General features: G+C 46.2%; 11 protein-coding genes. All 11 read right to left on the minus strand.

Going from position 1 to position 14,426, the window contains the following annotated elements; genetic code table 11:
- Positions 1-21: 21 nt before the first annotated feature.
- Complete coding sequence (locus tag SATMO3_RS19155; protein WP_371371335.1) at positions 22-768, minus strand: cell division protein FtsQ/DivIB; 747 nt, start codon at positions 766-768, stop codon at positions 22-24.
- A 100-nt stretch (positions 769-868) separates the two neighbouring features.
- Positions 869-1,801, minus strand: a complete 933-nt coding sequence (locus SATMO3_RS19160; RefSeq protein WP_371371336.1) for a D-alanine--D-alanine ligase — start codon at positions 1,799-1,801, stop codon at positions 869-871.
- Positions 1,802-1,820: 19 nt separating this feature from the next.
- The gene (gene murA, locus SATMO3_RS19165; RefSeq protein ID WP_371371337.1) at positions 1,821-3,068 is read right to left on the minus strand and encodes a UDP-N-acetylglucosamine 1-carboxyvinyltransferase; all 1,248 of its coding nucleotides are present in this window, start codon (positions 3,066-3,068) and stop codon (positions 1,821-1,823) included.
- 63 nt (positions 3,069-3,131) lie between these two features.
- Positions 3,132-4,517: a UDP-N-acetylmuramate--L-alanine ligase gene (gene murC, locus SATMO3_RS19170; RefSeq protein ID WP_371371338.1), complete on the minus strand. Its 1,386-nt coding sequence runs from the start codon at positions 4,515-4,517 to the stop codon at positions 3,132-3,134.
- Positions 4,518-4,657: 140 nt separating this feature from the next.
- Positions 4,658-5,776, minus strand: a complete 1,119-nt coding sequence (gene murG, locus SATMO3_RS19175) for an undecaprenyldiphospho-muramoylpentapeptide beta-N-acetylglucosaminyltransferase (protein ID WP_371371339.1) — start codon at positions 5,774-5,776, stop codon at positions 4,658-4,660.
- A 17-nt stretch (positions 5,777-5,793) separates the two neighbouring features.
- The gene (gene spoVE, locus SATMO3_RS19180; protein WP_371371340.1) at positions 5,794-6,897 is read right to left on the minus strand and encodes a stage V sporulation protein E; all 1,104 of its coding nucleotides are present in this window, start codon (positions 6,895-6,897) and stop codon (positions 5,794-5,796) included.
- 77 nt (positions 6,898-6,974) lie between these two features.
- Positions 6,975-8,345 carry a UDP-N-acetylmuramoyl-L-alanine--D-glutamate ligase gene (gene murD, locus SATMO3_RS19185; RefSeq protein ID WP_371371341.1) on the minus strand — a complete coding sequence of 457 codons (1,371 nt, stop codon included), beginning with the start codon at positions 8,343-8,345 and terminating at the stop codon, positions 6,975-6,977.
- Positions 8,346-9,320: a phospho-N-acetylmuramoyl-pentapeptide-transferase gene (gene mraY, locus SATMO3_RS19190; protein ID WP_371371342.1), complete on the minus strand. Its 975-nt coding sequence runs from the start codon at positions 9,318-9,320 to the stop codon at positions 8,346-8,348.
- A 28-nt stretch (positions 9,321-9,348) separates the two neighbouring features.
- Positions 9,349-10,728, minus strand: a complete 1,380-nt coding sequence (gene murF, locus SATMO3_RS19195; protein ID WP_371371343.1) for a UDP-N-acetylmuramoyl-tripeptide--D-alanyl-D-alanine ligase — start codon at positions 10,726-10,728, stop codon at positions 9,349-9,351.
- On the minus strand, positions 10,721-12,235 hold the full coding sequence (locus SATMO3_RS19200; RefSeq protein WP_371371344.1) for a UDP-N-acetylmuramoyl-L-alanyl-D-glutamate--2,6-diaminopimelate ligase: 1,515 nt from the start codon (positions 12,233-12,235) through the stop codon (positions 10,721-10,723). Before SATMO3_RS19200 ends, murF begins: the two co-directional genes overlap by 8 nt.
- A gap of 84 nt (positions 12,236-12,319) precedes the next feature.
- Positions 12,320-14,407, minus strand: coding sequence for a stage V sporulation protein D (locus SATMO3_RS19205; RefSeq protein ID WP_371371345.1), 2,088 nt, complete (start codon positions 14,405-14,407; stop codon positions 12,320-12,322).
- Between the last annotated feature and the right edge of the window lie 19 nt (positions 14,408-14,426).

Here is a 14,426-nt window from a genome sequence, read left to right on the forward strand (position 1 = left end):
CGTCTCCTTTCAAAAAATACCTTATTTGTCGTGTAACTTAATGATCGGCGAAGTATAATTCAAGTCTATATACTCGACATTCATACGCTTATTAGAAATCTCCTGCAATATCTCGCCTGTCAATTTAGCCTTCTCAGTAAGGCGCTGACTATCACCAACCCGTATCTGAACTGAGTTTATCGTATAGGCTATAAGTTCATTTGAAGACTTAATATTAACTTCTGAAAGCTGATTTAAAGCCTCCTCGTCCAATGCGGCTAAATAGGCCAAAACATTAGACAGACCGGGGTTATTGACCTGATCGCCAACATAAACATTGCCTAGCCGCACACCAGTAATAACAGGAACTTTTACTTGTTTTAGATTTTTGAAAGCCGCCATGACTATTCCCTGTCTGTCGATCTCCACAAAACCATATTGGCTGGTCACAAATGCCAAGGGCTGCCGCTCCTTAATACTTATGGTAATGCTGGCAGGAAAACTCCTCTCTACCTGCACTTCAGCGATACGAAGATCATTCATTAGCCTGTCTTTTATTTCCGGAGTTTTTAACCGGAAAATATTTACGCGTTCAGGAACGCCTGCGATTCTCAAAACTTCTTCAACTGTTACATATTTATTACCTTCGACAAAAACAGCTCCTACGGCGAAATAGGAAGAGTTGATAAACAAAAAAAAAGCTATCAGCACTGCCAAAACACCTAGCCACATGGCTAGCAGGGAAGCTCGCCGCTGACGGGCTGCTCTTAAGCGTTCTGCCGTCTGCATCTAATCACTCCTGTGAGATATCTTCTCCAAGTAATTATACAACGGATTGTCCACTAAATAAATAAAAAAATGAGCAGTTATACTGCTCAGATAGCCCATGTTATTCGGCTACCATTAAAAGGATGCGTTCACATAACTCGGCAAAACTTATACCTACTGCAGCAGCAGCCTTAGGTACAAGACTAGTAGCCGTCATACCCGGTATTGTATTTATCTCCAAAATATACGGCTGATTTTCCGTATTCAGCATTACATCGACTCTGCCAATTCCCCGGCATCCTAGCAACTTATAAGCTTTTACAGCAATTTGCTGCACATTGTCAGTCACTTCGGCTCTCAACCTGGCAGGTACTATATATTCGGTAGCCCCTTTGGTATATTTTGAAGTATAGTCATAACGGCCTGATTGCGGCACAATTTCAATTATTGGCAATGCTTCCGGGTTATCCGTTCCCAGTATAGATACTGTTAATTCTTTCCCCTTAATAAACTCTTCGATAATAATATGATCACTGTATTTAAACGCTTCCCGTATGGCAGCTTCAATATCGGCGGCATCGTCAACAATAACAACACCGATACTTGATCCTTGCGCAGCCGCTTTTACAACCACCGGTACACCAAATGTACTGAGAATCTCAGCTGCGATTGCCGGGTAGTCTCCGTCCTGCTTACTATAGAACTGTGAACGGGGCGTCGGTATTCCCTCAGCTATAAATAAGCGTTTAGTCACTGCCTTATCCATAGCAATTGCACTTGCCAGCACACCGGAACCAGTATAGGGAATTCCCAACATCTCAAGTGTGCCTTGCAGTAAACCATCTTCACCATAAAGTCCATGAATAGCATTAAAAACTATATCAATTTGTTCCTGGCGTAATTGTTCGACAAAATGGCGGGGGTCAAGGTCAATGCCCACAGCATTAAAACCTTTTTCCTGCAGTGCCGTTAGAATAGCCCGCCCGGTATTTAAAGAAACTTCCCGTTCCGCAGACGGTCCTCCCATTACAACTGCAATCTTTTTATTTTTCATAAAAACCCCCCCATTCAGCTTACCTTAGCCGCACGACATTTGCCCCTAAAGCCTGCAGTTTTTTATCGAAATTTTCGTAGCCGCGTTCGATATGGTATACTTGTTCAATCTCGGAAGTTCCTTCTGCCGCCAAAGCAGCCAATACTAACGCACTGCCAGCCCTTAAGTCAGGTGCAGCCACTATGGCACCAGTTAGTTTTGGAACGCCCCGGATAATAGCCGTACGTCCCTCAACCTTGATTTTTGCACCCATCCGCGTCAGTTCATCAACATGCTTAAAACGGTTTTCAAAAATCGTTTCTGTAATGATGCTGGTACCTTTGGCAATAGTAACCAATGATAGCATCGGCGCCTGCAGGTCTGTCGGAAACCCCGGATAGGGCAGTGTTTTAATATCAACGCCCCGGAGCTCGCCCGCTTTGACTCTGATATAATTTTGTCCGGGAGTTATTTGTGCCCCGATTTCCTGCAGTTTATCTGTAACTGAAAACAGGTATTCCGGCACAATATTTTCGACCACAATATCGCCGCGAGTCATAACACCGGCTAGTAAAAAGGTGCCGGCCTCAATTCTGTCACACATGATAGTGTGCTCTGCAGGAACCAGACTCTTGACACCGTCAATGCGAATTGTGTCAGTACCTGCACCATTAATTTTTGCGCCCATTTTATTTAAAATAGTCTGCAGGTCTACAATTTCGGGTTCTCGCGCCGCATTACGGATGATGGTAGTATCCTTGGCCAGGACAGCAGCCATCATAGCATTTTCAGTAGCACCAACACTGGGAAAATCAAAATTGATTTCACCGCCGGTAAGTTCTGCTGCCTCGGCATCAATATAACCAAAGCTTTCATCAACTTTTGCGCCAATTTTCTCCAATGCTTTGATATGTAGATTAATAGGCCTGGGACCAATAGCGCAACCGCCTGGATAGGATACTCGAACCTTGCGGAATCTGCCCAGCAGCGGCCCCATCAAAAAAACTGAGGCCCGCATTTCCCGCATAAGATGTTCCGGAATTTCAGCCTTGCTCACATTGGTAGTATCAATCAACATAGACCTGCCTTGGCGGGATATTTTTGCACCTAAAAGCGTCAGTATATCCTGCATGGCCTGAATGTCCCGTAGATAGGGAACGTCATGAAGAACACTAATACCAGAACACAGTAGCGTAGCTGCCATGATTGGCAAGGTAGCGTTTTTCGCCCCGCTTACCCGAACATTGCCTCGTAGTTGTACTTCTCCTTTGACGACAAATTTCTCCATCGTCTTCCCTCCCAGAAAAGTACAATCACCCAAATCAAAAAATCATATAATCTCTCTAATACACTACAAATCTTGCTTGAGCATAAGTTTTTCTACTAGTTCCTCGCCAGATTGGTAAATATTGCCTGCCCCCATAGTCATTACTAAATCTCCGGGCTCGACAATTTCGGCAAGATACCGAGCAATTTTATCCTTATCCTGAATATAGGTAACCCGTTGATTAGTTTGACGTTCAACTTCTGCTTTTATTGTTTCGCCGCTTATTCCCGGGATAGGCTCTTCCCCGGCTGAGTAAACATCGGTAAGGATTAAAAGATCCGCTGGCGCGAATGCGTTGCCAAATTCCAGGCATAAAAATTTGGTACGGGTATACCGGTGTGGCTGAAAAACGCAAATTAACCGTTTCGGTTCTGTTTGGCGCGCTCCTAGCAACGTAGTGGTGATTTCTGTCGGATGATGGGCATAGTCATCCACTACCCAGACGCCGCCTACCCGGCCTTTGGACTGGAAACGCCGTTTAGCCCCCCGAAACATACCAAGCCCATCGGCGATCTGCGAAAAAGTTAACCCGGCCTCAATGCCTACAGCTACCGCTGCTAAAGCATTGGCAACATTATGCATACCTGGCACACAAATACGGGCGGTACCCAAATGTTCCTCATGAAAATAAACATCAAAAACTGTAACCGGCCCATCGGACTTTATATTGCGTGCAATGTAATCGGCCTCATGATTTAAGGCATAGGACACATATCGCCGTCCAAGATTAGCAGCCATATCACGAATATAGGCATTGTCAAAGCACAGAACAGCCAGCCCATTTTCCGCCTCAAGCCTATGTAAAAACTCGTTGAACGTCCGTAAAATGTTTTCCATAGTCTTGTAATAATCCATGTGATCGTTTTCGATGTTTGTGACAACGGCAATCTGCGGTGAAAGTTTCAAAAAGGAACCGTCACTTTCATCTGCTTCTGCCACCAGATACCGGCCATTGCCTAGCTTTGCACTGCCGCCGATGGATTCCAGCTCGCCGCCAATAATGATCGTCGGATCCAAACCTGATTTTTCCAGCATAAGGGCGATCATTGACGTTGTCGTCGTCTTGCCGTGAGCACCGGCTACGGCTATTCCCTGGCGTTTGGACATCAAAAACGACAAGACATCAGCCCGGTGATATATTGGAATCTGTTTGTCCCGTGCAGCTTTGACTTCCGGGTTGGTATCCGGAATGGCTGTGGAAACAACGACAACTTGCGCGTTACCAATATTCTCATAATTGTGGCCGAGAAATACTGTCGCACCAGCCTGTTCAAGTTTGGCTGTAACGGCCGATCTTTGGGCGTCAGAACCAGAAACCGAATACCCCATGTCAAGCAGTACTTTGGCAATGGGACTCATTCCCGAACCGCCGATACCTATAAAGTGAAATTTCTTAATATCATTTAACAATAGTCTTTCTCCCCTTTCTTGCGCACCCCGCCGGTCGACGTCCGCAGCTGCAGAAAGAGTTACTCTCAGCCTAGCTGGCTGCCATCTTGGCATATCATAGTGTATGCGCTGCACATAGCCAGTGTTACCATAGATTGATCTTAAGGCCTTTTTAGAGTAAGCGCCAGTCTGGCAATGGATTCCGCCGCATTAGGACGCCCCAGCTCTCTGCTTTTCATAGCCATACAAGAGAGCCTATCCGGGCTATTTAAAAACATTTCGATTGTATCTATTAACTTAGAACCAGTTAATTCCTTATCGGCAATAACAATTGCCGCTCCTTGTTTTTCAAGCGCTCTGGCGTTAAATTCCTGATGATTTTCAGCAGCGTACGGGTAAGGAACAAGTATAGCAGGAATGCCTCTGGCCGTCAACTCAGCCAACCCTACCGCCCCCGCCCGGAAAATAGCCAGATCGGTTGCCGCTAAAGCCATTGGCATATTGTACAAATACGGTTTGATGATAATATTTCCATCACTGGAAAGCTCTATACCTGATTGTTTAATATTGCCAACTATGCTATTATACTCGCTTTGACCTGTCACATGCAATATTTGAAGCCGAGGATTGTTGCTAAAATGTTTATAAACAGGCAACATAGCGTTATTGATGCTGCGGGCGCCTCGGCTGCCGCCTACCACCAGTACGGTAACCCTGTCCAAAGCCAGTTTCAAAGCTGCCTGACCTTCGGCTCTGGTAGCCGACATAACTTCCGGTCTGATAGGATTGCCTGTAAAAACTATCTGCTCAGGCTTACTTTTTCTAAAATATTGCTCGGCCTCTTTATATCCCAGAGCAATTTTATCAACAAAACGCGCCAATATCTTGTTGGTAATTCCCGGTATCACATTCTGCTCCTGAATCATGGTTGGTACTTTCAGGAGACTGGCCGCCAGCAATACCGGACCGCATACATAACCCCCGGTGCCAATCACAACATCAGGCTTAAATTTCTTAATAATTTGAGCCGACTTCCAAACACTGCCAACCGTTCCAGCCAGAGTAGTTACATTTCGCCAGGACAGCTTACGCTCCAGGCCCCTTACTTCAATTGTTGCAAAGTTAAAGCCTTCTTTAGGAATGATATCGGCTTCGAGCCCTTGTTTTGTCCCCACAAATAAGATCTCACATTTATGGGAAAGCTTGGCTACCTCTCTCGCAATAGTAATGGCGGGGTAGATGTGGCCACCTGTTCCCCCGCCGGAAATAATCATTCGCATAAGATTGCCCCCTAAGTTCATTTAAGGCTGACATACCGGGAAACATTAAGCAGAATACCCACACCTGCCATTGTAAAAATCAGGGCGGAGCCGCCGAAACTGATAAATGGCAACGGTATACCCGTTACCGGCATGGAAGCAGTAACAACTGCTATATTCATGAGTGCCTGCAGGACAATCATACTGGTTATACCTCCGGCCAGCAGACTGCCATAAATATCCGGCGCTGAAATTGCGACTTTAAAACCACGCCAGGCAAATAGGAAAAATAAGATAATTACCGTAACTGTACCGATAAAACCAAGCTCTTCGCCCAGAATGGCAAAAATAAAATCGGTATGCGGCTCCGGCAAATATAAGAATTTCTCTCGGCTGCGGCCAAGCCCTACACCAAATAACCCGCCAGATCCGATTGCGTATAATGACTGTATTATGTGGTAGCCGCTATTTAAAGGATCAGCCCATGGATCACTAAAAGCCAGTAATCGCTTTAAGCGATACGGCTCAGCGATAATAGCGCCAATGATACCGGCCACACCGGCTGCGCCGAGTGACCCGAGATGCGAGAGTTTAGCCCCGGCGGCAAATAGCAAAATAAAGACTGTGCCGCCAATAACAAGTGCAGTTCCTAAGTCCGGTTCTTTCAGTATTAAACCAAAAACTAAGATGAGCATTAATAACTGCGGCACAACGCCTTTGATAAAGCTGCTGATCTTGCTTTGTGAATTGGCCAAACTGTTGGACGTAAAAAGTACCATAGACAATTTAGCAATTTCTGAAGGTTGCAGATAATAGGAACCAAAGCCTAACCAGCGCCGCGCACCGTTAACCACTTTTCCCAGTCCTGGAATTAGAACAAGTACTAATAGTATAAGCGTAATTATCATGACCGGTTTAGCCAAATTGCGCCAGGCATGGTAATCCACGTTCATTGTCAGCAGCATAGCCATTACGCCTAAGGTAGCCCAGATTATCTGGCGTTTCAAAAAAAAGTAGCTGTCGTTATAATTAACATATGCTGAGACGGCACTCGAACTATATACCATTACTATTCCAAACCCCAACAAGCCGATAATGGCAAAAAAGATGACATAATCGGGCGACTTAGGTCTGACCGCCAATTCCGCTCCCCTCCTCTTTAGCCCAGTACCGTGCCAACCCTAATCCAGTGGATATTGACGAGACAGCTTCAGAGTTGTCACGGCACCAGCCGGTGAACCAATTCTTTAAAAGTTCTCCCCCGTTCTTCATAGTTATTAAACATGTCATAACTGGCACACGCCGGCGACAGCAATACTACCTGAGGCGGCTTAGCCAGCCTGTGCGCCAGCATTACGGCCTCTTGAAACGAATTTACTTTATGAATGGCTGTGATGCCCCGAGCGGCAGCCGCCTCGGCAAAACGCAACTGCGCCTCTCCCAGCAAAATTAAATGGTCAACCTGTTCTTTAGCCAGTTTCATAAAATCCGTCAAATCTGTGTTTTTATCTCTACCGCCGGCAATTAAAATAATATGTCCGGGAAAGGCTTCCAGCGCCTTAATGGACGATTCCGGGTTGGTGGCCTTGGAATCATTAAAATAGGGAACGCCGGCAAGCTCGGCAACAGGTTCAATACGATGTTCGACACCGGGGAAGCTTTTAAGCACATCTGCCATTTTCTCCGGCTTGGCTCCGGCAAAATATCCAACTGCACAAGCAGCTAATGCATTTTCCACATTATGGCCACCCTTAATTTTTATATCACTGACTTTGCAAATATCAATAATTTTCCCTTCCCACTTCAATCTTATTGTTTCTTCTTCAACATAAATTCCGGATTCCAACGCCTGCTGACGGCTAAAATACACGACTTTGCCGGGAGCTCGAGCTGCCATTTCCCTCACAATACTATCATCATAATTTAATATTAAATAATCGCCAGCCTGTTGATTTACGAAAACTTGTTCCTTCATTTGCTGATAAATTTGCATTGTTCGATGCCTATCCAGATGATCCGGAGTTATATTTAAAATTGCGGCAATTCTCGGCCGGAACTGAATGACGCCTTCCAGTTGAAAACTTGATATTTCCGCCACCAAAAAACCGTCAGTATCAGCCACAAGCGCCTGTTCAGACAGCGCAGCCCCGATATTTCCGCCAACTGCAACCTTACGCCCGGTTGTCCTTAAGATTTCGCCAACAAGTGTTGTTGTTGTTGTCTTGCCGTTTGTACCGGTTATCGCTACAACAGGCGCATCACTCAAGCGGTATGCCACCTCAACCTCACTCATAACGGTAATTCCCCGTTCCCGGGCTTTGGCTACTAGCGGGATATAGATAGATATTCCCGGTGACAGCACCAGATAATTCATATCGGCTAAAAGTTCTTCAGACTGATTACCCAGTGATAAAACAACACCGGCTGACAGCAGCTGAGTAAAGTCGTTTGTAAAATGATCGGCTGACTTAGCATCACTTAACGTAACTTCCGCTCCCAACTGCCTCAAAATATAAGCTACCGAGATGCCACTGATACCGGCCCCCAGCACTAAGATCTTTTTATTGATAAATTCCGTGTGTTTGACCACTTAAATTCCTCCCGCCCGGCTAACCGCTAAAATGCCCAAAGCAACGACGGCAAACAGCAGACCTGTCAGCCAGAATACTGTAACTACTTTGGTTTCTGTCCATCCGGACAGCTCAAAATGGTGATGAATCGGACTCATTTTAAAAACGCGCCGGCCTGTTGATTTAAAAGAAATTACCTGGATGATGACTGACAGTGCCTCAATAACGAATACGCCACCAACGATAATCAGCAAGAACTCGGTTTTAGTCATTACCGCAACGGCCGCCAAGGCCCCGCCCAGGGCCAATGAACCAGTGTCACCCATAAAGATTTTAGCCGGATACGCATTATACCGTAAAAATCCCAGACAAGCCCCTGCCAGAGCTACACAGAAGATGGCTAGATGCGGCTTGCCGAAATAAAGAGAGATTACAGCATATGCCAGTGCGGCGACAGTTGTTGTACCTGCAGCCAAACCGTCGAGCCCGTCGGTAAGGTTGACTGCATTGGTCGTACCGACAAGTACAAGGAAAATCAATAAATAATATAAGGCCCCTAAATCTATGTTGAATCCAAAAACCGGCAGCCACAAATCTGTGCCGCGTCCAAAATAAATTCCGGCAATATAGGACAAAGCAAGCGCCATAATAATTTGCCCCAATAGCTTTTGCCGGGCCTTAAGCCCAAGCGAACGCTTGAGCACAACTTTAATAAAGTCATCAAGAAAACCGATTAGGCCATGCCCTAAAGTTACAAACAATGCCAGTAACACTTCCGGGTTTGCGCCTGCAAACATAAGACTTGGCACAATGAGCGCCAGTATAATTATGATTCCACCCATAGTAGGCGTGCCGGCTTTTGCGTAGTGCCGCTCCGGTCCCTCTTCCCTGATACTTTGCCCGAATTTCAGCCGCCTGAGCATTGGAATAATGAGTGGCCCCGCAATGATGGCAATTGCAAACGCCATAGCAGCTGTGTACAATAACTCCTGCATGATAACCTCCTGTATGGACCCGCTGCGGTTACAGCGCTGTATCTTTGAATGCTTCTAGCATATTTTCCATCTTCATACCACGGGATCCTTTTAGCAAAATAAAATCTCCCGGCTGCATCAGGCTTCGTAAGGCTTCGATGGCGGACTTATGCTCTGCGTAAGCAAATGCATTTTTCACACCATGTTCCCGGGCAGAATCTGCAATGTATTTGGCCAATTCGCCAACTGTCAGTACGATGTCAATGCGTAGTTCGGCTGCTTGCCGGCCAATCCGGCGATGTGCCTCAGCCGCGGCATCGCCTAGCTCCAGCATGTCACCTAAAACAACAATCTTGCGCCCGGTTGCCAGCGCTGACAAGGTAGTAAGCGCAGCAGCCATTGATAACGGACTGGCATTGTATACATCATTGATAACGGTATAGTCCTTATACTTTTTAACTTCAAGCCGCATAGCGCCCGGAACATAACTGCCAATACCGCTTTTAATCTCGCTCGGTTTAAGACCTAATTCCCAGCCTACGGTTATGGCGGCCAGAGCATTATACACATTATGAATGCCAATGGTCGGCAACACCACGTGAAAAGATCCCCGCGGGCTGCAGCAATCGAACTCTGTTGTTAGTTCGGAGCCTTGACCACTTACGATATTATTGGCCCGAACAAAGGCCTCTTCCTTTAACCCATAGAGAACTACCCGCCCCTGTGCTTTCTCCTGCATGGCCGACACCCGCGGATCGTCGGCGTTAAGGACAACAAGATCGTCATGGGCAATGGCCTCAACAAGCTCCCCCTTAGCGGCGGCAATATTTTCAATAGAGCCGAGAATCTCCATATGCGTTTCGCCCACATTGGTAACGATGCCAACAGTGGGCAAAGCGATTGCAGCCAATTCTTGAATCTCACCACGGGCACGCATACCCATCTCTACAACGGCTACATCATGCCGTGACTCCAGTTTTAACAGGGTAAGCGGCAAACCAATCTCATTATTAAAGTTAGCTTCTGTTTTCAATACATTAAACCGGCTGGACAGTACAGCGGCCACCATATCTTTGGTGGTTGTTTTGCCGTTGGACCCGGTAACAGCGATAACCGGAATATTAAACCTTTGCCGGTGAAATCTTGCTAAGTCTTGCAATGCCGTGCGGGTATTCTGTACTTCTACTACCGCAACATTGTCAGGCACACGGACTGGTCTGCTGACAACCACCCCGGCCGCTCCTTTTGCTGCAGCCTGATTAACAAATTCATGGGCGTCAAACTTCTCACCAGCCAAAGCAATAAATAAACTGCCTGCCTCAATGGCCCTGGTGTCGGTTGAAATACCAGAAAACATTTTGCCGCCGCAGGCATTAGCCAGTCGTCCCCCGGTAGCTTTTATTACTTCGGTTAAACTAAATTCAGCCATTCTTTCTCATCTCCCCGATAACTTCGCGGGCTACTTGACGGTCGTCAAAATCAATGGTTTTATCTTTTAAAATCTGATAAGTTTCATGTCCCTTGCCGGCAATTAATACAACATCCTGCGGCTTTGCCAGCCGAATGGCTTGCGTAATGGCTTGGCGGCGGTCGGCGATTACCTCATATTGTTTAGCCGCACTGGTTCCAGTTAACGCAGCCTTAATCCCGACTTCTATATCCGCCAGTATTTGTACAGGGTCTTCACTGCGCGGATTATCCGAGGTAGCAATTACAACATCCCCATATTGAGCAGCAAGGTTCCCCATAATAGGACGTTTGGTACGGTCACGGTCGCCGCCACAGCCAAATACTACAATGATCCGGCCTGCTGCAAACTGCTTGGCGGTTTTAAGTACATTTTCCAGACCGTCCGGTGTATGAGCATAATCGACAATAACCGTAAAGGACTGACCTGCCTGCACAAGTTCAAATCTGCCCGGCACGCTCTGAAAACCTTCAAGCGCTTGTTTAACAAGACACGGGCTTACGCCTTCTGCTAAGGCGGCGCCTACGGCGGCCAATACATTGTACACATTAAACATGCCTGTGATGCTAAGCGTTAGATCCATAGAGCCAAACGGCCCGGTAATAGTAAAACTGGTACCTGCCGATTTTACCTCAACATTGCCGGCAGTCAAAACAGCTTCATTATTTACAGAGTAACTGATGACAGGGCAGGCTGAGTGCTTTGCCATAACGATACCCGCACTGTCGTCAAAATTAATCACGGCCGTTTTGCCGGTCTTAGTGCTGTTAGTCTGGCTTAAATGCCGGAACAGTTCAGCTTTTGCTTCCATATAGTTATCAAATGTCAAGTGAAAATCCAAATGATCCTGCGTCATATTGGTAAAGACACCGATATCAAATTCACAACCCGCCACCCGGTTTAGCGCCAAAGCATGCGACGAAACCTCCATAACGGCATACTCCATACCGCTTGCCACCATCTCTGCCAAGATGCTTTGCAATTCGATCACATCAGGGGTGGTATTTTTTATCGGTAGCGCCTTCTCATCAATCAAAGTTTGAATGGTGCCGATTAAGCCGACTTTGCGGCCGGCAGCCCGTAAAATACTACGAATCAGATAAGTGGTTGTTGTTTTGCCATTGGTACCTGTCACACCAATCATTCTAAGTTTGCGTCCAGGATAATCAAAAAAATAAGGTACTATCGCCTGCATCGCGGTTCGTGTGTTTTCTACTTTAATAATGGTAATATCCGTATCAGCCAGCGCCGGCATATCTTTTTCCACGATTACAGCGTCGGCACCACTGCGCGCAGCTTCAGCAATAAAATCATGGCCATCGACATGAACACCTGCCACACAAAAAAATAATGTCCCCGGAGATACTTTGCGGGAATCGTGAGTTACTGCGGCAATTTTACGATCAATCCGCCCCTGTATTACAGAATGCGGTATTAATGCCATTAATTGTTCTAAATTCTTTGTCATTACGGTTCCTCCTGCCCAATTTGAAAAAAATCGTTAATTAACCATTCTTCTTTATTTTTACCAATAATATTTAATTTTACGCCGTTATTCAAAATAGGTGACAACACTTGTTCCCACCATAACCTTAGTGCCGGGTAATGGGTCCTGCTTCACTGCTTTGCCGTCTGTTCCAACCGGATTAATGGCGAGCCCCAGCTCAGCGAGAACAGCGGATGCTTCCCGAAGCGTTGTTCCGGTAACGTCTGGAACAGTAATTTCTCCCGCAGCATATCTTGGCGTTACAGTATATAAGAGTACACCACCGCCAACCGGCATTCGACTACCGGGTTTGGGAATTTGATCGGCCACTCTGTCGCCCAATTCTTCGATGCGGGCTATCAAACCGATTTTTTCCAGTTCCCTGGTAGCTTCCGAAATACTAAGATTGATCACACTGGGCACTTGAATATGCGTTTCTGCGCTTCCCGGCTTGGTAGCGCCAGCAGGCTGCGGATTAACCTTAAGATATTGTAACACATCTTTCATTACCGCACCGAATACCGGCGCGGCAATTTGCCCGCCATAGTATAAGCCGACAGGCTCATCGATGATAACCAGCAGTGCTACCTGCGGATTATCGGCAGGAGCAAAACCGACAAAAGAAGCTACATATTTGTCAGGCAGATAGCCACCGCCGCCGACTTTTTGCGCTGTGCCGGTTTTACCGGCAATTTTGAACCCTTCGATATATGCATTTTTGCCTGTACCCTCTGACACAACAGATTCCAAAATTTCCTTAACCTGTTTTGTTATCGAGGTATCTAGCACTTGCCTGACGACATCTGGCTGAAAACCTCTAATAACCTGACCTGATTTGTCCTTAACTTCTCTTACGATTTGCGGCCTCAAGAGTCTCCCGTCATTGGCTACCGCAGCAGCGGCAGTAACCAATTGAATAGGTGTGACAGCTATACTCTGCCCGATAGACATCGTGGCTATATTTATCGGCGTCGCCTTGCTACGGTCAATCATTATACCTTTGGCCTCGCCCGGTAAGTCAATATTGGTGTGTTTGCCAAAACCGAAAGCGTCAATATACTGATAAAACGAATCCCGTCCCAGACGCAACCCCACATTAACAAAGCCCACATTACAGGAATTCTGTACTACTTCGGTAAAAGTCTGGCTGCCATGGCCGCCATGCTTCCAGCAGTGAATGTTACGCCCCTGTACTTCGACTTCACCCGGATCAAAAAACTTTTCATCAAGTTTAACAATATGCTCGGACATTACCGCCGATGTGGTGATAATTTTAAAGGTGGATCCAGGCTCATAGGCATTAGAAACAGCAATATTCCGCCACAATTTAGGCGAAAAATCGCTAAATTTATTTGGATTGTAATCAGGTTTGTTGGCTAACGCTAAAATACCGCCGTCACGCGGGTCAATGGCAATAATGGTAGCCGCTTTGGCCTGAGTTTCCTTCATTACCCGCTCAAGCTCACGCTCGACAATTTGCTGGATTACTATATCGATAGTAAGGTAAATATTATGCCCCTCAACCGGTGGTATGAACCGGTGCGAAGCCTGGGGAATTTCCCTGCCTCTTGCATCATATTCAATAACAATACTGCCGGATCTTCCTTTCAGATAACTGTCAAATGTCATCTCGACACCATCTAGTCCCTGACTGTCAATTCCATTAAATCCAAGAACATGGGCGGCCAAATTGTCATTGGGGTAATAACGCTGACTTTCCTGCGTCAGTCCAATTCCGGGAAGATTCAGCACTTTAACCTGACGGGCCGTTTCAGTATCAATTTTCCGCTTGACCCAAGTAAAAGCCTGCCGCTTTTTTAATTTATTTTTAAGACTATTTTCGTCCAATGTCAAAATAGCAGCCAGTTTGGCTGCTGTTTCTTCTATATCCCGTATTTCTGCAGGTATTGCATAGACTGATTCTGTACTGACACTAACCGCTAGTTCGCGGCCATTACGGTCGTAAATAATCCCCCGTTTAGCCTCAACGGGAATTTCGCGTATGCGTTGATCAACAGCATTTTCTGATAACCAGGCACTCTTATAAAACTGGAGATAAAGTAAGCGACCAATCAACCCCATCATTATTACCGAGATGACAAGAAAAAGGAAGGCTACCCTCTTCCTGATGGTAACATGCGAAACAGATGCCACTTATCTACTCCCCCATTTT

The sequence above is a fragment of the Sporomusa aerivorans genome (assembly GCF_041428895.1).
Taxonomy (GTDB): Bacteria; Bacillota; Negativicutes; order Sporomusales; family Sporomusaceae; genus Sporomusa; species Sporomusa aerivorans.

Coding starts and splice junctions, on each gene's coding strand:
- SATMO3_RS19155 (WP_371371335.1), bottom strand. CDS start 768: ATGCAGACGGCAGAACGCTTAAGAGCAGCCCGTCAGCGGCGAGCTTCC.
- SATMO3_RS19160 (WP_371371336.1), bottom strand. CDS start 1,801: ATGAAAAATAAAAAGATTGCAGTTGTAATGGGAGGACCGTCTGCGGAA.
- murA (WP_371371337.1), bottom strand. CDS start 3,068: ATGGAGAAATTTGTCGTCAAAGGAGAAGTACAACTACGAGGCAATGTT.
- murG (WP_371371339.1), bottom strand. CDS start 5,776: ATGCGAATGATTATTTCCGGCGGGGGAACAGGTGGCCACATCTACCCC.
- mraY (WP_371371342.1), bottom strand. CDS start 9,320: ATGCAGGAGTTATTGTACACAGCTGCTATGGCGTTTGCAATTGCCATC.
- murF (WP_371371343.1), bottom strand. CDS start 10,728: ATGGCTGAATTTAGTTTAACCGAAGTAATAAAAGCTACCGGGGGACGA.
- SATMO3_RS19200 (WP_371371344.1), bottom strand. CDS start 12,235: ATGACAAAGAATTTAGAACAATTAATGGCATTAATACCGCATTCTGTA.